15 protein-coding genes are annotated in these 21,274 nt (G+C 51.3%); 6 read left to right on the top strand and 9 right to left on the bottom strand.

Features of this window, described 5'->3' with window-relative positions:
• The first annotated feature begins 702 nt into the window (after positions 1 to 702).
• Positions 703 to 3,861: a ribonuclease E gene (rne, locus tag ACO6UY_RS01610; RefSeq protein WP_422466252.1), complete on the top strand. Its 3,159-nt coding sequence runs from the start codon at positions 703 to 705 to the stop codon at positions 3,859 to 3,861.
• Between the two features lie 230 nt (positions 3,862 to 4,091).
• A complete protein-coding gene (locus ACO6UY_RS01605; protein WP_422448807.1) occupies positions 4,092 to 4,574 on the top strand; it encodes a hypothetical protein in 483 nt (160 codons plus the stop codon).
• Positions 4,575 to 4,839: 265 nt separating this feature from the next.
• On the opposite strand, the gene murB is transcribed toward ACO6UY_RS01605, so the two are convergent.
• The 8 genes from murB to ACO6UY_RS01565 all read right to left on the bottom strand — a co-directional run bounded on the left by murB (position 4,840) and on the right by ACO6UY_RS01565 (position 12,046).
• Entirely contained in the window at positions 4,840 to 5,892 is a 1,053-nt protein-coding gene (gene murB / locus ACO6UY_RS01600; protein WP_422448809.1) for a UDP-N-acetylmuramate dehydrogenase, read from the bottom strand.
• A 41-nt stretch (positions 5,893 to 5,933) separates the two neighbouring features.
• Complete coding sequence (locus ACO6UY_RS01595) at positions 5,934 to 6,404, bottom strand: low molecular weight protein-tyrosine-phosphatase (RefSeq protein WP_422448811.1); 471 nt, start codon at positions 6,402 to 6,404, stop codon at positions 5,934 to 5,936.
• A 5-nt stretch (positions 6,405 to 6,409) separates the two neighbouring features.
• A complete protein-coding gene (kdsB, locus tag ACO6UY_RS01590) occupies positions 6,410 to 7,282 on the bottom strand; it encodes a 3-deoxy-manno-octulosonate cytidylyltransferase (RefSeq protein ID WP_422448813.1) in 873 nt (290 codons plus the stop codon).
• Positions 7,282 to 7,473, bottom strand: a complete 192-nt coding sequence (locus ACO6UY_RS01585; RefSeq protein WP_066015636.1) for a Trm112 family protein — start codon at positions 7,471 to 7,473, stop codon at positions 7,282 to 7,284. The genes kdsB and ACO6UY_RS01585 overlap by 1 nt, the downstream gene beginning before the upstream one ends.
• Before the next feature lie 16 nt (positions 7,474 to 7,489).
• Positions 7,490 to 8,548, bottom strand: a complete 1,059-nt coding sequence (gene lpxK, locus ACO6UY_RS01580) for a tetraacyldisaccharide 4'-kinase (protein WP_422465652.1) — start codon at positions 8,546 to 8,548, stop codon at positions 7,490 to 7,492.
• The gene (locus tag ACO6UY_RS01575) at positions 8,545 to 8,973 is read right to left on the bottom strand and encodes an ExbD/TolR family protein (protein WP_422448817.1); all 429 of its coding nucleotides are present in this window, start codon (positions 8,971 to 8,973) and stop codon (positions 8,545 to 8,547) included. Before ACO6UY_RS01575 ends, lpxK begins: the two co-directional genes overlap by 4 nt.
• On the bottom strand, positions 8,970 to 9,617 hold the full coding sequence (locus ACO6UY_RS01570) for a MotA/TolQ/ExbB proton channel family protein (protein WP_422448819.1): 648 nt from the start codon (positions 9,615 to 9,617) through the stop codon (positions 8,970 to 8,972). Before ACO6UY_RS01570 ends, ACO6UY_RS01575 begins: the two co-directional genes overlap by 4 nt.
• A 134-nt stretch (positions 9,618 to 9,751) precedes the next feature.
• A complete protein-coding gene (locus tag ACO6UY_RS01565; RefSeq protein WP_422488860.1) occupies positions 9,752 to 12,046 on the bottom strand; it encodes a DNA internalization-related competence protein ComEC/Rec2 in 2,295 nt (764 codons plus the stop codon).
• A 317-nt stretch (positions 12,047 to 12,363) separates the two neighbouring features.
• Between ACO6UY_RS01565 and ACO6UY_RS01560 the strand changes: the two genes are divergently transcribed.
• The 3 genes from ACO6UY_RS01560 (at position 12,364) to ACO6UY_RS01550 (ending at position 15,191) form a co-directional block, all read left to right on the top strand.
• Positions 12,364 to 12,897: a DUF2062 domain-containing protein gene (locus ACO6UY_RS01560; RefSeq protein WP_209200847.1), complete on the top strand. Its 534-nt coding sequence runs from the start codon at positions 12,364 to 12,366 to the stop codon at positions 12,895 to 12,897.
• 34 nt (positions 12,898 to 12,931) lie between these two features.
• Complete coding sequence (locus ACO6UY_RS01555; protein WP_101745623.1) at positions 12,932 to 13,237, top strand: hypothetical protein; 306 nt, start codon at positions 12,932 to 12,934, stop codon at positions 13,235 to 13,237.
• Between the two features lie 346 nt (positions 13,238 to 13,583).
• On the top strand, positions 13,584 to 15,191 hold the full coding sequence (locus ACO6UY_RS01550; protein WP_422459891.1) for a hypothetical protein: 1,608 nt from the start codon (positions 13,584 to 13,586) through the stop codon (positions 15,189 to 15,191).
• 21 nt (positions 15,192 to 15,212) lie between these two features.
• Here ACO6UY_RS01550 and ACO6UY_RS01545 read toward each other — a convergent pair whose 3' ends face one another.
• Positions 15,213 to 20,060 (bottom strand): NAD-glutamate dehydrogenase, encoded by a 4,848-nt coding sequence (locus tag ACO6UY_RS01545; RefSeq protein ID WP_422488859.1) that lies wholly within the window; start codon positions 20,058 to 20,060, stop codon positions 15,213 to 15,215.
• A gap of 244 nt (positions 20,061 to 20,304) precedes the next feature.
• Here ACO6UY_RS01545 and ACO6UY_RS01540 point away from each other — a divergent pair, with 244 nt between their 5' ends.
• On the top strand, positions 20,305 to 21,270 hold the full coding sequence (locus ACO6UY_RS01540; RefSeq protein ID WP_422488858.1) for an AAA family ATPase: 966 nt from the start codon (positions 20,305 to 20,307) through the stop codon (positions 21,268 to 21,270).
• The last annotated feature ends 4 nt before the right edge of the window (positions 21,271 to 21,274 follow it).

The raw sequence follows: 21,274 nt of genomic DNA, 5'->3' as shown, positions 1-21,274 counted from the left end.
CCGAAAGGGATAGCATCACTTAAATTCCGCTAACCGGGCCGAAAATAAACCGGAGCTACGTTTACCCGATGAACAAGTCCGGGCCAGGTAACTCCGGGAATAGCCGCTCAGGCAGACATCATGGCAGATGAACCAGTTGCATCCCTCCCTGAGGGTATGAGTTCCTGTCATGGTGCTGAACGATTAAAGACCACGGCCACAGCCGTGATAGATAAACAGTGCCACCCAAGAACAGAGGTTGCGCTCCCGATACCAGGGATGAAGAACAGCGGACGGGTCATATGCTAGTGACAGGCTCAGTGATACCTGTAAACGTATCCACAACCAGCCAGAAGCGCCCGATCAACGCATCTCCCCACTATGCATCCGGTCAACATACGGATGCAGATTGCTATATCGTTACAGCCTTACCCTTGAATAAGCCCGGCTGTAAGTCTGATAGCTGGTTACCACCGACCACACCGTTCTCCTGCGGTTGTTGGCCTGTGTACACTCGGGTAGCACCGGAGAGTTTGTACAGAAGCTGAAGGAAACCAGTTGCACTGCCAGCCACCATGAATACGTCAGGTGGCAGGCCGGGCGCTTCCGGAAAGACGATGGATTGCCCGTCAAACCAATGAATGCGCTGGATTTACCGAATGTCACGAACAACTTTTCGCCACCAACATCTGCTTAGGGTAGCCATTAGCAATTTGGTACTCTATGAAGAGAATGTTGATCAATGCAACCCAGCAAGAAGAGCTGAGGGTTGCACTCGTCGATGGGCAGCGCCTGTTCGATCTGGATATCGAATCCGGAGCCCGCGAACAGAAGAAAGCCAACATCTACAAAGCAAAAATCACCCGTGTTGAGCCCAGCCTGGAAGCCGCGTTTGTGGACTTTGGCGCAGAGCGACACGGCTTCCTGCCTTTAAAAGAGATCTCCCGGGAATACTTCGTCGGCCATACTGGTGGTCGTCCCAACATCAAGGAAGTCATCAAGGAAGGCACCGAGGTTATCGTTCAGGTCGATAAGGAAGAGCGTGGCAACAAAGGTGCCGCCCTGACCACACTGGTCAGCCTGGCAGGCCGCTACCTTGTACTGATGCCCAACAACCCACGGGCCGGTGGCATCTCACGCCGTATTGAAGGCGATGAGCGCGCTGAACTGCGTGAGGCCATGAGCAAGCTGGACATCCCCGCCGAAATGGGCGTCATCGTTCGCACAGCCGGCCTTGGCCGTTCAACAGAAGACCTTCAGTGGGATCTGGACTATCTCCTGCAACTCTGGAACTCCATCAAAGATGCTGCCGATAAAAATCCCGCACCATTTTTGATCTACCAGGAAAGCAATGTCATTATCCGTGCTATCCGCGACTATCTGCGCCAGGATGTTGGTGAAGTACTGATCGACAAAACCCAGGTTTATCAAGAAGCCCTGGATTTTGTTAAACAGGTCATGCCCCAGTACCAGAACAAGATCAAGCTGTACAAAGACAGCGTCCCCCTGTTCAACCGCTTCCAGATTGAAAGCCAGATCGAGACCGCCTTCCAGCGTGAAGTCAAACTGCCATCCGGCGGCTCCATTGTTATTGATCCAACAGAAGCCCTGGTGTCCATTGATATCAACTCCGCCCGTGCAACCCGTGGTGGCGATATCGAAGAAACCGCCTATAACACCAACCTCGAAGCGGCGGATGAGATTGCCCGCCAACTGCGCCTGCGCGATATTGGCGGACTGATTGTTATCGACTTCATCGATATGGGCAGCAACCGGAATCAGCGGGAAGTTGAGAACCGCATTCGTCAGGCGCTGTCGGTTGATCGTGCCCGCGTTCAAACCAGCCGTATCTCCCGCTTTGGCCTGCTGGAAATGTCCCGTCAGCGTCTGCGCCCATCACTGGGTGAAACCAGTGGCGTGGTCTGCCCTCGCTGCTCAGGCCAGGGCACGATTCGGGATATTGAGTCTCTGGCCCTGTCTATTCTGCGCCTGATGGAAGAAGAGGCCATGAAGGACAAGACGTCCGAAATTCGCGCACAGGTTCCTGTGCCGGTGGCGGCATTTCTGCTGAATGAAAAGCGCAAAATGATCGCCAAGATCGAGAAGCGCCATGATGCCCGCATCATCGTTATTCCAAATGCCAATCTGGAAACTCCCCATTACGATGTCCAGCGCCTCCGTGACGACAATCTTCAGGATCGCGAGAGCAGCTACGAAATCATCCTTGAGGGTGAAGACGCCAGCCCGGAAGAGCTGACCACAGCCACCAGGCCTCAGCCCAGACAACAGGCCGCCGTGCGCAATGTTGCCCCGGCACAGCCTGCACCCGCCATTAAAGCGCCTGAAGCAAAACCCGGATTTATTGACAGCCTGCTGAAGTCCATCGGCAGCCTCTTCAACCCGGAAAATGATGACGACAAATCCGCTGGCCAGGACAAACTCACCCAGCAACGTCAACCGGCGCGTCGTGACAGTCAAGCTGGCCAGAACAGGAAAAAGACCCGAACTGATTCCCAGCGCCGCGACAGACAGGACAGCAACCGTCCTCAGAAAGAGCGCAAAAAGAGTCAGCAGGAACGTTCAGACAACCGTTCCAGCAGCCAGGAAAACCGTTTTGAAAGGCAGGAAAGACGCCAGCGTGACAAACCGGAAGTAGCGGAACAACGGGAACCCAGACAGGAACGCCGCCAAGACCAGGAACCAGAACAAGGCTCCGGTGATCGTCGACGCCGCCCGAACTCTGCACCCCGTCGTCGCAACAACCGACAGTCTCAGCGTCAGCAACAGAATGAACCGCAATTACAGCCACTGCTGCCTGAAAGCGCTAAAGGGGCAGTAAATGCGCCTGCTGTTCATGAAACTGCCGCACAGGAAAGCATTCCACAGGAAAAGCGTGCTGACAAAAAAGAGTCATTTGCCAGCATTGAGAAGCCTGAGCTGGAAAGCAGAAAAGCTGCAGCAGCTGCCCCGGAAGCTCCTGCAGCCCCGGCCATGCCAATGGACAAGGTAGAGGAAACCAGCAAGGCTCCTGTCGAAGAGCAAGCCGTTGCCAACACCCCTGAAGCACCGGACGAAGTGAGACCTCGTCGCTCCAGAAGAGTGAAGAATGACCCTCGCCGTCTCAGGGAAACTCAGCAGTCTGCGCCTGAGGAAGTCAGCGAACCTGAAATCCCTGCTGAGAGCGACTCACCAGCCAATCAACAGCCTTCTGTCGATAAAGAGCCAACAGTTGAGCTTGCAACAGCTGGAGATTCTGAAGCGCAATCGGAAAAAGCAGAACAAGCCTCCGTTGAGACCAGCACTCAAGAACGCCAGACTGACCTGCCCGTTGCCGCCGCAGAAGCAACAACCGTTGAGCGGGAGAAGGTAACCCCACGCCCTCAGATGACAGAAATGGCAAAAGCCGTTGCCGCTTCCCATAATCTAGATAAGCCAGCGTTTGCAACCATGCCACCCGCTTTCGAGAAACCAGCCGTAGCGGAAGCAGAGGCTGTCGAGCCCAAGCCGACCATGACCGCCAATGAAGCTGAAGAGATGCTGAAGCAGGCATTAAATCAGTCTGATGAAGACAAGGCCGTTGTTCATGAAAGCCAACAGGAGAAGCCCGCTGAGGCTGCCACGGCACCACAACCTTTAGCGACTGAGAGCAAAGCAGCAGAAGCACCACAAGCAGCTGAGCGTGACCAGACAGCAGAGGTTAAAGCCAGCGAAGCTGAAGCATCTTCTGATGATGAAACCGTTGAAAGGCCGCGTCGTCGTCGCAGCCGTGCTCACAACGACCCCCGGGCAAAGCGCCAGACTCAGCAGATCGAACTGCCTGTTGAGCCAGAAAGCGAAACTCAGGAAGCTCCGCAGGTGCGCACTGAAGAAAGCAACCTGTAATAAGGGTTGATACTGAACTGAACGGGGTGGTTTCCACCCCGTTTTTTTTTGCCTTGAAAAACCACCAGAAGGCTCTCCAGTCATAGCGATGGACAATAAATCTCTGCCGAACTCGCACCCACGAAAATTAAAAGAGCCACAACCCGCCACTGGTGGAACTTTTATCAATTTCAGAAATCAAAACAAGGAGTAAACCATGTAACTAAAACAACCAAAACAGAGGGAAATTTATGAAAAACAACCTATTCAAGCAGTGGGTAATGGCCAGTTTACTGTGCATTCTATCCTGCTCTGCATTTTCAGACGTTGAATATTCAGGCATCGCTTTCAGCAACGTAGATATCCACGGTCAAGGCACTGAAGCCGACGTTAAACCCGGTGAAACTGTCGGCATCCATGCCCATTACAAATGGCTCTGGCCCCGGGAAGAAGCCAGCATTGTCCAGATTATTGTTGGTATTGATGGCATAGGTGCTCAAACAACAATTGCCAATGCCATTGTCGTTGATGGTCGATATCTTGACCCTCATTACAATGATATCACCGAGCAAGATGTAGACTTTCACATCGTTGCACCCAACGAACCCGGCACTTACCAGATCCGCTTCCGCTACGCTCAGGCCTACGGGGCCGAAGAGGCCGTTGGAGTATGGTGGTACGTTGATCAGGCTCCTACCGACGAAGCAACAATTGGCACTATTACTGTCCGTTAAACGATATGACACGCTAGGAGCCTGTCAGAGAATAGCGCCCGTAGCGAGGATTGCGAGAAATTGAGGATAAAAATTTCTGATTCTGAGGAGAATAGCGGGGCTATTTGACGAAGAAGCAGGAATTTTTAGACCAATTTATCGCAACCGCAGTAGGGCAGTCTATTCTCGGACAGGCTCCTAGTCAGGAGTCCCGGACAACTCATGGGACTTCTGACTGATTACAGCCAGTAAACACCTCCCGGAACCGGAATTTGCATCCTCAGATTCACAGGGTTGCTTTATCATCTTCCATATAAAGGCGCGGCTCTCTTTCCAGCTGAACACCAAACTTTTCATTTACTTTCTGCTGAACCTGCCTGGAGAAAGACAGCACATCCCGACCAGTGGCTCCACCGTGATTTACCAGAACAAGAGCCTGTTTCTGGTAAGTCCCCACACAACCCTCTCGCTCTCCTTTCAGCCCGGCCTGATCAATCAGCCAACCAGCGGCCAGTTTCCAGTTCTGCCCAAGGGGATAAGCGACGATATTCGGATATTCCTGCTTCAGGCGATCCATCTCTGACTTTGATACCTCCGGGTTTTTGAAAAAGCTGCCAGCATTACCCACCTCAGATGGGTCCGGCAACTTTTCCCGGCGAATATCACAAACAGCCCGACTGATATCCAATGCGGAAGGAGCCTGATCGCCCAGACGTCTGGCAAGCAGATCACCTAACTGGCCATAGCCCAGGTTGGGTTTTAATGTTGCATCAAGATCCAGGGTCACAGCGACAATAATGTACTGATCACGCTTTTCCCTTTTGAATACCGAATCGCGATAACCAAAGCGGCAACTTTGCCGGTCAAAATACTCAACCTGCCCGGATTCCAGGTTCATCGCCTCCAGCGACACGAAAGAATCCGTTAACTCAACACCATAGGCACCAATATTCTGGATAGGTGCAGCGCCAACGTTACCCGGTATCAAGGAGAGGTTTTCCAGTCCATAGGCCTGATTATCCAGAGACCATAAAACAAACTCATGCCAGTTCTCTCCCGCCTCGGCCCTGACCCGAACACAATCCTGATCACGACTCAACACCGTTTTTCCCTTGAGATTAACGTGCACAACCAGGGCATCAAGAAAATCACCAAGCACCACATTACTGCCACCGCCCAGGGGAATAACGGGCAACTGCTTTTGCCTGGCAAAAGCCAGTGCCGACTGCAATTCAGCAACCGTATTTGCCTCAGCGTAGTATCTGGCAGTAGACGGCAACCCCAGGGTATTTCTCTCCACCAGGGAATAGTTGTCGAAAATCTTAAGCGGGAAGTTCATTAATAGTTGATTCAATAGAAATTGGAGACAAAACGGAGATACTATTTATGGGTTTTCTGCAAATGATCCAGCAACGCAACCCCACCCAGCTCAACCAGATTAAGCACCCGCTCAAACCCTTCGTTACCACCGTAGTAAGGGTCCGGAACTTCAGAGACTGGCAGGTCAGCAAAATCAAGAAAAAGCTTCAATTTACAGGCATGTTCCTGCGGGCAGATCTTTTGCAGGTTCTTCAGGTTCTCTCTGTCCATAGCCAGAATATAATCCTGCTCAACAAAATCAGCAGAGGTTACCTTGCGGGAGCGAATAAATGAAAGGTCATAACCGTGATCCGCAGCCTGCTGCATGGAACGGCTGTCTGGTAACCCGCCATCATGCCAGCCACTGGTGCCCGCTGAATCAACTCTGATACAGTCTGACAACCCTGCTTCCGCCACTTGATGGGCAAACACACCATGGGCAGTGGGTGACCGACAGATATTTCCCAGGCAGACGAACAGTACTTTTGTCATTCTGTTTATGCTCTGACCATGGTTTCATTGGGCTCAGAACTGTCCAGTTCCTGCTCTCTTTCAAGCAATGCACGAACTGCCTGCAGATCCTGTTCCGTATCGACACCATGGGGCGGCGTTGCCACCGCTTCAGCCACATGAATACGATAGCCATGCCACATCAGTCGAAGCTGCTCAAGAGACTCCATACTCTCAATCGGGCTGACACCCCAGGTCACATAATGATTCAGGAGTCCAACCCGATAGGCATAGATCCCAATGTGACGCTGAAAGCAGGCATCTGCCGACACTCTCTTTTCCTCCGTGGCAAAATCGTCCCGCGCCCAGGGAATGGGCGCACGGCTGAAATAAAGCGCATACCCCCGGACATCAGCAACCACTTTGACAATACCGGGATCGAAAATCTGCTCCACCCGGGTCAACGGGCTGGATAACGTAGCAGCCCCTGCCTCAGACGACAGCTGCAGATTTCTGGCCACCTGATTGATCACAGAGGGGGGGATAAGAGGTTCATCACCCTGCACATTGACAATGATTTCATCATCCTTCAGACCATAGATTCTGGCCACTTCCTGCAACCGGTCAGTGCCAGAAGGATGCCCCGGCAGCGTCATGCATACCTCTGCGCCAAAACCGTCAGCCACCTTCAGGATACGCTCATCATCCGTAGCAATGATGACCTTCCGGGCGGCACTGGCCAGTGCCCGCTCATAAACATGCTGCACCATAGGCTTGCCCGCAATATCAGCCAGAGGCTTGCCCGGCAAACGACTGGAAGCAAATCGGGCAGGTATTACAACGGTGAAGTCAGAGCCTTCAGCTGTATGAGAGCCTTCAGTGGAGGGAAAGCCCTCAACCGATAAAAAGCCTTGTGCCATCAGGACGCCTCATCCAAACGTTCATCAACGGTCAATGTGCGCGCCTCACCTTCGAGCATGACAGGAATACCGTCACGAACCGGATAAGCAAGACCGCAGGGTCTGCAAACCAGTTCCTGACGCTCTTTATTTGGCCGCACTTCCCCTTTACACAGTGGGCAGGCCAGAATTTCAAACAGCGTTTTATCCATCATTGTTCCTCTGCCATCAGCCAGCAAATACCGGCTTACGAGCTTCAATCATTGCTACCAGCTGCTCAATACATGAGTCCGATACACGGGTCGTCACCGGCAGATACCAGTGTCGGTGATCGGCAAAACCACTGCATTTAACGGCATCCTTAGCCGTCATAATTACCGGAAGATCGTCGTTAAAACAGATATCTTCCGGTGCAAATACGTGGTGATCCGGATAAGGATGCCCAATAACATCGTATCCCAAAGCGCGCAGTGTATTAAAAAAACGCTCCGGATTACCAATTCCTGCAACACCATGAACCCTGGTTTTATCGGGAATTGGTTGCGAAATCCCCGTCATGCTGACCAGCGCCGAAGGTTCAAGGGAAAAACAATACAGTTTTTCCCGCTCCAGCGTGGTCAGCCCAAGCGAACTTTCTACTTCCTCAGCCTTCGCTGACAGAGAAGCATGGTTGGTGTTGACCAGAATCATATCCACCTGGCTCATTCTTTCCGGTGGTTCCCGAAGCGGGCCTGCGGGCAGACACAGCTGGTTGCCAAGCAACCGGTCACCATCCAGAACCAATACTTCAATATGCCGTTGCAGATTATAGTGCTGCAATCCATCATCTGCGATGATCAGATTGCAGTCTGTCTGATCACAGAGATAGCGGGCCGCCTTTACACGATCAACGTCAACAATCAAAGGGACATGCAGCTGTCGGGCGAGCATCACCGGCTCATCCCCTGCCTTTGCCGGGTCTGAATCCGGCCGCACCGACAGAGGCATACCTCCGGTTTTCGCACCAAATCCACGACTGATAATCCCAGGCCGGTAGCCCCTTCGCTGAAACTCCCGTACAAGGGCGGCAACCAAAGGGGTTTTACCGGTTCCCCCTACCGAAATATTACCCACCACAATGACCGGCACAGGCGAAGACCATCGCGCTGCCTGCAGTAAACGTTGCTTTCTTCTCGCAGCCAGAAAGGAAAATAACCAGCTAAGTGGCTTGAGACAGCGGGTCCAGCCACCGGCAGGAGCATACCAGGAGTCTGTGACCGACTGGCTGAAACGGGGCCAGAGCTTCACTGATCAGACTCGGTATCTTTTCGGGTGGTCATGCTCAGGTTGGTAAAACCCAGCTGCCCGGCAGCATCCATTGCCGTAACAACCGCCTGATAAGGCGTATTGGCGTCAGCGGTAATAATCAGGGGTATCTTGCTGTCTCCCTGGCTTACTTTACCCAGTGCCCGCTTGAGTGTATCCAGCTGACCATTGACCAGTCCCTGACCATCAACGGCAAAATCTCCGGACTTGCTGATGATGATCTCAATCTGCTTTGGCTGCTGCTGCAACACCTCGCCGGAGGATTCCGGCAAGTCAATGACCAGATGCGTCTCCTTGGTGAAGGTGGTTGAGACCATAAAGAAAATCAGCAGCAGGAATACCACATCAATCAGGGGCGTCAGGTTGATCGACACCTCTTCCTGATTTATCTGTCGTCGGAAGTTCATTTTTTCCTGGCCTCACTGCCCGGAGCGGATGAAGAGCCCTTGCGATCACCCTGCAGCACTTCCACCAGCTTGATGGCATCCTGCTCCATGGCAACCACCAGCTCATCAATGCGCCGGGTAAAATAGCGATGGAAAATCAGGGCCGGGATAGCTACGGTAAGACCGGCTGCTGTGGTAATGAGAGCCTTGGAAATCCCGCCAGCAAGAACACCGGCATTACCGGTGCCTTCAACCATCAGCACAGTAAAGACATCAATCATACCGATCACGGTTCCCAGCAAACCCAGCAGCGGAGTAATCGCGGCAATGGTCCCCAGGGTATTGAGATAACGTTCAAGGTCATGGATCACCTTGCCCGCCTGCTCTTCAATACTTTCCTTCATGATTTCCCGGCCGCTGCGGGCATTGGTCAGACCAGCGGCCAGAATCTCTCCCAGGGGCGACCCGGCTTTCAGCTGGTCAAGCTTGCGATTGTCCAATCCATTACTTTTGATCCACCTCCATACTTGAGACAGGGTATTTTTCGGTGCAATGCGTGAGGGTCTCAACGTCCAGAGCCGCTCGAAGATGATTGCCATGGCAATGACTGAAGACAACAGGATAGGCACCATCAGCCAACCACCGGATTTCACCAGTTCGAACACAATAATCTTCCCTTATAATGACAAATTCATGATATCTGGCCCGGTTAATGTCAGGCATATCAGTTCCCGGCCAGTATGACTGTATCACAGAGATTAGCGCCATTTAAGCAGTAACTGATCGCTTTGGCAGAGCGTCAGCGCCACCAATAGCGGGTGTGTGTTTTGCGGTAGGCTGAAACGGTCATATCACCGCTACCGAGCGTAAAGGAAAGTGAGCCGTCCGCAGCGGTATTAAAAATTTTCGCCCCCGAGCTTTGCGCACGGGCTAATGTTTCAGCGGCCGGATGACCGAAGCGATTGGCAAAGCCGGAGGAAAAAATAACCGCCCCGGGCTGAACCGCAGAGAGAAAGTCAGAACTACTGGAAAACCGGCTACCATGGTGAGCGGCCACCAGCACACTGGATTCGAGCTCAGCGCCCTGCTCAATTAACCGTTTCTCAACCCGTCCACTAATGTCTCCGGGCAGTAAAAGACTGTCTGACCCTGCTGTCACTTTCAGGACACAGGATGCATCATTGCTGCGCCGATATTCACCACCGGCCAGCACCTGAAAATAAACCCCATCCCACTCCCAATGATCTCCGGATTGGCATTTCACCCACTCTTGCTCAAAACCGGGCAGCCTGGTACCACTGATAACCGGTACATTCGGGTATCTGGACAACAGTGATGGCAAACCACCTGAATGATCCTGATCACCATGAGAAATGATAATGCGATCAATTTGGGTCACGCCGGATTTGGACAGCGCCGGAAGAATCACGCTTTCTGCCGCTGACAATTTTTCCGAGAACCGGTCACCAGTGTCGTATACCAGAAGGTGCTGACGTGTTCTGATAAACACAGACAACCCTTGCCCTACATCCAAAACAGTGACCTCAGCCTGACCTGCCGGTATCTCAGGTGTTTTCGGGAACAACGAAGGCATCAGCATCACCGGGGCAAGCCAGCGCAAACGCAGAGTTGCCGGAGCAATCAGCAGCAACATGCCGACCACAGCGAACAACAGGTCAAGCCAGGTCAGAGACTGCTGTGGTGGAATAAGCACTATCAAACCGGACACCCACTGCAGTACCCATTGAAACCCTGTCACCAGATAATCCAGCCCGGCCATAATGAAACCGGCAGCCTCAGGCAACACAAACTGCACAATTGCGCTGAACAGCAGCAAGGGAACGACGGCAATGCCAATTAATGGAATGGCGAGAAGATTCACCAGCGGAGACAGTGGTGATACCGGCTGACCATTAAACAGCAGCAAAGGCGTCAACAGGGCAAACACCAGCCATTGCGGCTTAAACAGGGTTACCGGCCAGCCAGTCCTCTCCTTTCTGCCAACCATACCGAACAGCAGTGCACCTGCGGCAATAAACGAGTACCAGAATCCATTGCTGGTTATGGCCAGAGGGTCAATGGCCAGCACTGCCGCCAAAGCCAACAACCAAAGTGTGGCGGGAGAGGCTCTGATACCCAGCAAGGGTGCCAGTAATGCAGCAAATGTCATCACCAGGGCCCGCTGCACCGGCACACTGAACCCGGCCAACAGGGCATAGAACAACGCAAACAGCATGCCTGTCAGCGCCTTGACCACGGGTAAGGGTACACTCCGAAGTGGAATTCCCCCCAATCGCCCAACAATGGTGGCAAGGGAAAAGCCCAACCAGGCCATAAGACCGATATGCAGGCCGGAAATCACCATCAAATGGGTGGTTCCCGTCTCATTCAGCATCTGCCATTGCTGAGTATTGATTGCGGTTTTATCACCCAGCAGCAGTGCCGAGAAGATTCCTCTGTTGTTATCCGATACCGTGGAGTACAACCACTCTCTTAAAAGCGCCCTTACCTGATGAAGGCGATATATCCCGCTAACACTATTGTCGAGCAGTGATCCGGACTTCACATACCCCGTGGCCTGTATCCCCTGACGCAGCGCCCAGGCTTCATAATCGAACGCACCCGGGCTTGAAAAACCATGGGGCTGTCGCAACCTGACCGTTAACTGCCAAGTCTCTCCAGCCTGCAAATCCGGCGGTTCATACCAGCTGAGCCTGACCTTTTTGGCATACAGAACAGCCCCTGCATGACTGACTGCGAAATCAAAGCGCGCTGCCATGCCGTTTATCACCGGCAGACTGGCAATCTTTCCTTCGATATTGATATCCCGCCCATGTATATAGCCATCAAGGCGAGTGACAGCGTAATGCGATGCATACCATGAGCTGACAAGAGTACCCGCCAGCAGAGGCAGCAGCCACCAGCGGACCCGGGAAGCTCCGGCTGACGATAATCCCCACAGAAACAGAATGAACAGCGGCAGGCTGATCGACAGCAGTACTGACATGCCAAATGTCAATGAAACAAAACCACTGGCAAGTACGAAGATAAGTAATCCCCTTGCCGGTTTTATGGTCGTGTGCGTGTTATCCACGTAGTCTTGCCTACCATTTCAGTGCATAATCCAAGGCTTTACCTCATTCAAGGCACTGTTCTGCCCTGCCTTGAATGACCGCAATTGTGCTGTGGCATAATCAACCATTCTTTATTTGAAAAGTGGCATGCTATGGCCGATGAAAATCAGCAAGCATAGATGAATTTCAGTCTGGAAAAGCCAATCCCGAATCGATTGAAGGCAACTGGCAAGACTTCCATACTGGAAAACTGGCAACCTCTGCAAACCATGAACTAAAGTCATAGCTCAGAGCATAATGAGTTGATGTCATGATAGCGGTAAGATAGTGAAAGGATATGGCGAAAAAACTGATTAAAAGGTATTTGCCGGAACCAAAAACCATCAAGGAACATCGCCACCTGCGGTTTCTGGGTTCTGCATTATATGATGCAAACCTGTGGCAACTGAATCGCCGCTCCGCTGCTGCCGCATTTTTTGTCGGCATATTTGTTGCGTTTATTCCCATGCCTTTCCAAATGATTCTGGCGGCATGTCTGGCCATTGTTTTCCGATGCAATCTGCCTCTTTCTGTGGCACTGGTCTGGATAACCAACCCATTGACCATGCCTGCCATATTCTATTTTACATACAAAATTGGCTGTTTTATCCTTCAGACACCGGTAAGTGAAGCTTCCTTTGAACTCACCGTACAAGGTCTGGGTGCCGGACTTGCCCGTGTGTGGAAGCCTCTTTATCTGGGATCGCTGGTATCAGGCGTTGTGCTCGGCTTTATCAGTTACCTGCTGATTCGGGCGGCCTGGCGCTGGAATGTTGTCATCCACTGGCGCCAGAGAAACAAACGTCGCTCCCGACCCGATCCTTTCAACTAACCGCTATTCAAAAGTCTCTAGAGATAACAGCCCCATGCAAAGAAGTTTTCAAAAACGCCAGCCAAAACTGGAAGGTCGTGGTCTGCTTGAAGCTATCAGCACCGATGGCCCTCACAGCGACTGGCTGGGGATGCCGGATTACTATATCCATACCCTGACGGTTGCTGGTGAGGATTACAAATACCTGTCGGCCGACAAGCAACTGGATGTCAACGTTGGTGATACGGTGGTCTTCAGATATCAGGAAGTCGGCAAGACTGAAAACAAGGAAAAGCGCATTGATAAGCGCTCCCTTGGTCTCTACATTGACCCAAGCCAATACCTTCAGGAAACGCCCTGAAGCCTGCCTGCCGCGCCGTCTGACCGGGTAAACCCTGCGTCCGGACGGCTGGTAACTGCCAGCAAAATCACTCTGAATTTGAATATCACCTCTGGCACATCAAGCCCTTGGCTTCCAGACTAAAAACCACTTTTGAATGGTTGACTGAAACCAATTTAAGCAACACGCGGAACTATATGACTCAAAAAGCAGACTAAGTGTTTATTGACGGTGTTTTATGAGTACCTGACAGCAGCAAATCTCTGACAATATACAATTTCGAAATATCAATTTGAAAAAATAAAAATTCATAACATTTAAATCAATCTGTGGTTGACCAGATTTCCGGTAAAAGTGACCATTAACCATGTTATTTAACAGAAAACACACAGGCAGCCATAAGCAAAAGCATACAGGCCCTCGTTATATTAAGCTGATTGCCGGGCTCGCCATTACCATTGCCGTTTTAGCCACAAAAATGGCCTACTGTGACATTGAGCATCCGCAAAACAAAAGCCTGAGATATTCCGTCGCCAGGCATGCAGTCCCCATATTAACCGAAACACTGTTTTCAATTGAGAGGCTTCATGAACAATCACCGATGCTGTCATGGGTGTTTAAAAGCAGTCTGCTACAGGCATTTCAGGCAGCATCTCGAATCAACAATTTGTATATCATCTCTTACCGGGATATCAAGGCACTTAACGATTATGCCAAAACCACTAAACACGGTTATTACGAGTTATCCTTCAAAGGCAAAAGAATTTATTTCATCGCTAATGCAGATATCGCCAATCAGATCATCGCTCTTGAAGGACAAGAGCACAACGTTCATACCCACAGAAGACTGTTGAGTGCACAAAACTGGTTTCTGCTGGAAAACAATCCTGTAGCTGCAAGGGATATGCATCACCATAGCTATGGAAGCAAGCAGGCAGCACTCTTTCAGCAGGCGTTTGAAAGGCTGCAACAGCTGCCCGATACTTCTGTGTTATTAACAAACCAGCAAACCTCGGACTTCGTATATGGCGAGAAAGCTGCCGATCTGATCAGCAATCTGCTAACCCAGATATATTTTCAAATACTGTTTTCCAATGTCTCTCCACAATACCCCGTTAACAGAAACATTCAGCAGCAGGTTAATCAACATTATTACCCGATAAAGCGGCTTTACGACCAGCTTGAAGTGCATACCGGAAAATACGATTTAAAAGCCAATCATTTCATTCATGGCAACAGCTCATTTGTAAAAGATCACCCGTACACCAATATTCAAACATTAGAACAGTTTTACAAAGTGCTCTGTTATTTATATGACGAGCCCCTGATGCCGAGCATTCACTCTGGCAACCACCAGTCCACCAGAGAAACTGTGGCAACAAGAACAGTCGAGCTATTAAGAAAAAATAATGCAGCCGTGCTACCCGTATTTGCCCCCTCCCTGACTCTGGACCTTGAAGAGGTGTCACCAGAGGAAGCCATCAACATTATTTTCAATTTATTATCCTGGATTGATAATTCATTGAACATCAGCAATACAGCGACAAATTTTGTTATTCACATCGCTGAACATCATCAAAACCAGCACCTTATTGATATGCATCAGCTATTTGCTGATGAAGTCCACAACCTGCGCGCCCTGGCAACGCTGTTTCCCAGAAAAGTGAACCGCCCCTTCCGGGTAACAACCAGATCAGAAACAGAAAGCCACCAGATACATTTTCAACCGGATGATATGATACTGATAACCAACGCCATCAAAGGGCACGCCTTTGGCTATGAGCCCAGAAAATGCCCATCAAAGCCCTACAGTGTTTATATTCTTCCTGAGTTTCTCCAGTATTTTTTTGCGAATTATCACGCCCGATATGCTGCCCGCTCAAAACTGATTCCAAACAGTACAAGCTGGTTCTGGAATAAACTGGATGTTGCTCCATTAGTTCTGGAACCAGCGTTTAATGTAACTGAGCAGTAATTTATCAGGCTGTCTCAGTTACTATCCATGCAAACTAACCTGAGCCAGATCCATTAACTCACGATTGGCAACGGCAAACATGGCCAGGTCGGCCTGTGGCGCACTGCGTATTTCGGCCAGCATGCTCTGCCAGCGGGCTACCAGGGCATGGTTATCCATAATCCATTTATCGATGGTTTGCTCAATGGGTACGCCATCCTGCGCCATGGTGATGAGCCCTTCGGATAATTTACGCTGTTGCCAGCTCAACTCGTCCCTGGCGCTGTCCCGTGCCAGAGACTGCCAGTGATTAGTCACCTCCAGTTGCGACAGGGCATTACCATACCAGGTCAGCTCCAGGCGAGAACCTATGGTAAAGAAAGTCCTGATGGCCACCTCCAGGGGAACACCGGTTTCGTCGGCTACCCTGATCACGGGCAACACACTCAATAGATAACGCTGCCCGGCAACCACCAGAGCCAGCGCCTGTGGAACGCCTTGTGCAACCATACTGTCAACGGCCTTGTCCAACTCTGCCTTTTCTTCTTCACCGAGGGATTCGGTAAAACAGGAGAGGAATTTCTCCACCCTGGGCCCATAATGTTCAACACACTCGGTCGGTATCAGGTCCTGACGCTTCAGGCGGATAAACCATCGGGTAGTCCGCCTCGCCAGCTTGATCAATGCGCCCATCATCCGGTACTGCAATGCACTGGAAACTTTATGGTCCAATTGCTCAATCATCATCCAGTAACGGGAAACATTAAACACATCACGACTGGCACTGAAGGCACGGGCGATCTCGGCCGATGACGCACCCGTGGTCATTTGCAGCCGATAAACAAAGGTAATCCCCATCATATCAATCAGATGATTGGCAATCTGGGTAGAGATAATCTCCTTGCGCAGACGATGTTTTCTGATCTCCTCCGGAAAGCGGTCCACCAGAATCCGGGGAAAGGCACTGTATAATTCCCGGGTAAGATATCGATCATCAATCACTGTCGAGTTCAGTAACGCTTCTTTCAGGTCAGCTTTACTGTATGAAATCAACAGGGACAATTCCGGCCGGGTTAACCCCTGCCCATTAGCGGCCCGTTCGGCCATCGCTTCATTATCTGGCAAAAACTCAATGGTTCTGTCCAGCTTACCCTGCTCCTCAAGGTGCTGCATAAAACGACGATACTCGCCCATTCTTGAGGCAACGTCCGATTCAACCACAGAAATCGCCTGGGTCTGACGGTAGTTATTGGTCAATACCAGGGCGGCCACTTCATCGGTCATGCTTTCCAGCAGCTGGTTTCGCTGTTTAATGGTCATATCGCCATTGGCGACCATATCATTCAGCAGAATCTTGATATTGACCTCGTGATCAGAACAGTCAACGCCACCGGAATTATCGATAAAGTCGGTATTCAAGCCACCGCCCTGCAGCGCATATTCCATACGCCCCAGTTGACTCAGCCCAAGATTCCCCCCTTCCCCGACCACACTGGCCTGAACTTCACAACCATTAATTCTCAGTGGATCATTGGCCTTATCCCCCACGTCGCTGTGGGTTTCGTTCATTGACTTGATGTAGGTACCGATACCGCCATTCCATAACAGATCAACCGGGGCCCGTAACATACAGCGAATCAACTCATTGGGTGGCAGATGACTGGCGGTAATACCAAAGCGTTCCTTCATTTCAGGACTGATGGCGATTGACTTTGCCTGGCGGGAAAAAACGCCCCCGCCCTTAGAAATAAGACTGGTGTCGTAGTCTGCCCAGCTGGAACGAGGCAAATCAAACAGACGACGGCGCTCGGCAAAACTCTGATAAACATCCGGATTGGGATCAACAAAAATATGCAGATGATTGAATGCACCAATTAAAGCAATGGTTTCGGAGCACAACATACCATTGCCAAAAACATCTCCGCCCATATCGCCAATACCAATGGTAGAGATCACATCCTGCTGGACATGTATCCCTTTTTCCCGGAAGTGTCTCTGCACCGAAACCCAGGCACCTCTGGCGGTAATCCCCATCTTCTTGTGGTCATAACCCACACTGCCCCCGGAAGCAAAGGCATCCCCCAGCCAGAAGTTGTAATCCTGTGCAATGCCGTTGGCGATATCGGAAAACGTTGCCGTGCCTTTATCCGCGGCCACCACCAGATAACTGTCACTGTCGTCATACATCACCACGCCATCCGGATGAACCACGTCACCTTCCACCAGGTTATCGGTGATATCCAACAGTCCTCTGATAAAGGTTTTATAACAGCGAATCCCCTCTGCCATTATCGCTTCCCGGCTGCCATCAACCGGTAACTGTTTGGGCACAAAACCGCCTTTGGCACCAACGGGGACAATAAGCGCATTTTTCACCTGCTGGGCCTTGACCAGTCCAAGAATTTCCGTTCTGAAATCTTCCACCCGGTCAGACCAGCGCAAACCGCCTCGGGCCACTTTGCCCCCTCTCAGGTGAACACCTTCGACAATGGGCGAGTAGACAAAAATTTCATACAGTGGCACCGGTTTGGGAATGTCCGGTATCTCCCTTGCCGCCATTTTCAGGGAGATATACCACTTGGCACTGCCTTCGTCATCCTGCTGATAAAAGTTGGTTCGCTGTGTTGCCTTGATCACATCCTGATAACACCGGATAAGCTTGTCTTCACTCAACACTTCCACCTGATCAAGCCCATGGAGAATTTGCTGCTGAATATGCTGCTGGCGAGCAAGCCGCTGGGTTATGGACAGCTTCAGCATGGGGTTGAAGCGAACCTCAAACAACGCCACCAACAACCGGGCAATCTCAATGTTATTGCACAACGTTTCGGCAATATAAGTCTGACTGAAACCGACACGAATCTGCTTCATATAACGGGCATAAGCCCGCAGCATGGCAACCTGCCGCCAACTCAGGCCAGCAGATAATACCAGCCGGTTGAACCGGTCATTTTCCGCCTCCCCGAACCAGATTTTTTCAAACGCTTCCCGGAAGGTAGGACCCACTTTTTGCAGATCAATGGTAATTCGTGAATCGAAACTTAACTGAAAGTCATGGATCCAGATGGTGTCACCGGAAGCGGTGTTAATCAGATAGGGATACTCACCGAGCACACGCAGACCCAGGTTTTCAATAATTGGAATCTGGTCAGCTAACGGCAGAGGCTCGATAAAATGGTACAGCTTCAGGTGAACCAGCCCGGCAGCATCGTCCAGTGACTGGTAAAACCCCATGGCCAGCGGCCGGTCATTGTCCATTTTTTCAAAATGGCGAATATCCGTCACCGCAGACTGGGGCTTGAACGCTTCCTGATAGGCGGCACTGAACCCATCGGAGAACCTTGCCAGCAGTTTATTCCCCCGCACCTCCCCAAAAGTTTCCAGCACCTCTGTCCGGAGGTCATCATTCCAGGATGATCCCGCGAGCATAATCTCCCGGGTAATCACATCCAGATTGTAATCAATCCGCCCTTTCAACTTGAACACGAAATGAACCCTGGCCAGGATCGACTCAGAAAAATAGGTGGTAAACTCGCTGTCTTCTGCCTCCAGTCGGTGACAGAGAATGTTTTCCACCCGCCGACGGAAGCGGGTACTGTAGATATCCCTTGGCACATAGACCAGCGCTGAACAGAATGGCCCGTAGGGATCCTGGCGGATAAAGACTTTTATCTGTTTCCGCTCCTGCATTCGCAGGATTGACATGGCGGTCTGAAAAAGTTCGTCCTGACTGGTCTGAAACAGTTCATCCCTGGGGAAAATCTCCAGTATCTGCACCAGGTCTTTGCCATGATGGCTTTTGGGGTCCAGACCAGAGCGTTGCAGGATTGCCGACACCTTATTACGGATATAGGGAATGGCGTAGGGCGTCTTGCGATACACCGGAGAGGTGTAGAGACCAACAATACGCGCCTCACCCACAATGCGCCCCTGCTCATCAAAGCGTCGCACAGTAATAAAGTCAGGATAGGCTGGCCGGTGAACACTGGAACGGACAGAAGCTTTGGAGAACGAGAGCCGTTCGGTCAGCTCAAACAGATCATGTTCAATAAAGGGTTCCAGTGACAGCTGACCGGGCTGACCTTCATTGACAGGTTTCAACAACCCAAACAGTGACTCCGACGGTCTTCTCAGACGACGACTGCCTTCATGTTCTGTGACAATCAGTTCTTCGTAACCCAGGAAGGTGAAATTATCATCCAGCAGCCATTCCAGAAAGGCCTGAACCTCATCGTCTTTTTTCAGCAAGCCTCCCGGCATAGCCCCCGGCTCTCCGGCCATAGCCGCCAGCCTTTTCACCCGTCCGGTCATTTCACCGAAGTCATCGACAACACGACTGACATCTCTCAGCACCGCATTTAATTGGCTTTCCAGCTGGTCCAGTTGACTCTGGTCTTCACAACGGTCGATTTCGAGATAAACAAAGGCCTCCTGGCAAACAAATTCACCCTCACCCCGTTCATCCCCAAACTGCAGGGTCATGTCTGCGGCACGCCGGGAATAGAAGACGCCATTGCGCAATAAATGAATGGTCGAGCCATAATCGTTCAGCTTCATCCTGAGCGAGTCCACCACAAAAGGCATATCCCGATGGAGGATTCGGATGACGGTATGGGTTGAGTGCCAGCCGTGCATGTTATATTCCGGATTGATCACCTCAATGCGCGGCTGGCCCGGATTATGGTATTGAATAAACTTCCAGAATGAGTGAGTAGCGCCCAGCAGTTCCTGCCAGTTGCCGGATACCAGATCCTCATGGGTATCCAGTGAGTAATACCGGTAGACAAACTCATGAAAGCTATCCAGCTGCTCTACCGGAATATGGGCAGCCAGATCACTGATCAGTTTATCCAGAGTTTCTTCACGCTCCTGACTATTTAACTGCCCCATCCCTGGCCTCTCCATTTTGAATAGATATCTGTTTTAAAATCCATGTACTAGACCATCGGCCCTGGCAAACCTATATTGAAGGGCACTGTCGAAAATAAGGTCTTTAGTTAGTTAACCGTAAAGCATTCGACAAGACAAAGGGGTGGGGCTTATCAATAGCGCAAATGACTTGTAGAATTTCCAGACTGAAAAGTGGTGCCATGCACTCTTTTTAAAGACGCAGACAGATTGCCAGGTTGAAAAAATGTCATCAAGCCACTGTTTTACCCAATTCAGTCAGCTGAAAAACTACCTTTCCAGCACCATCATTGGCCAGGAGCATCTGGTTAACCGCCTGTTAATCACCCTGCTGGCTGACGGACACCTGCTGGTTGAAGGTGCGCCCGGCCTGGCCAAGACCAGGGCGGTTAAAGCACTGTCCGATGGCCTGGATGCCGACTTCCACAGAATCCAGTTTACCCCTGACCTGCTGCCTGCCGATGTCACCGGCACCGACATCTATCTGCCGGAAGATGGCAGCTTCCGGTTTCAGCCCGGCCCGATTTTTCACAACCTGATTCTGGCGGACGAGATCAACCGCGCACCGGCCAAAGTTCAGTCTTCATTATTGGAAGCCATGGCCGAGCGGCAGGTCAGTGTTGGCCAGAAAACCTACCCATTGCCTGAGGTCTTTATGGTGATGGCCACCCAGAACCCCATTGAGCAGGAAGGCACTTACCCATTGCCGGAAGCCCAGCTGGATCGCTTTATCATGCATGTCCGGGTGGGCTATCCCGATGTGGCAGCAGAGCGGGCGATTCTGAAACTGGCCGAAGCCATGCAGACACCGGTTGAGCGCCCCCAATCCCCGCTTACCCAGGAAGAAATTCTGCAGGCCCGCCAGGCAGTGCTGACCGTGCACATGGAACCATCGGTTGAGGAATACATTGTCCAGTTAATTAATGCCAGCCGCCACCCGGAACGTTACAGCGATCAACTCTCAGGATGGCTGGATTACGGTGCCAGCCCCAGGGGTACCATTGCTCTTGATCGCTGCGCCCGCGCTTATGCCTGGCTGGATGGCCGTGATTATGTCACCCCTGATGATGTCCAGTCGATCGCCCACGACGTGCTGCGCCATCGCCTGCTGCTGACTTTTGAAGCTGAAGCCGAAGGTAAAGATGCAGACCAGATCATCAACCAGCTATTAGACGTAGTTCCCATCGCCTGAACTG

The sequence above is a fragment of the Endozoicomonas sp. ALE010 genome (genome assembly GCF_049310165.1).
Lineage (GTDB): Bacteria > Pseudomonadota > Gammaproteobacteria > Pseudomonadales > Endozoicomonadaceae > Endozoicomonas.
Note: the sequence above shows the minus strand (reverse complement) of the source record. Positions and strands in the feature narration are given on the sequence as shown.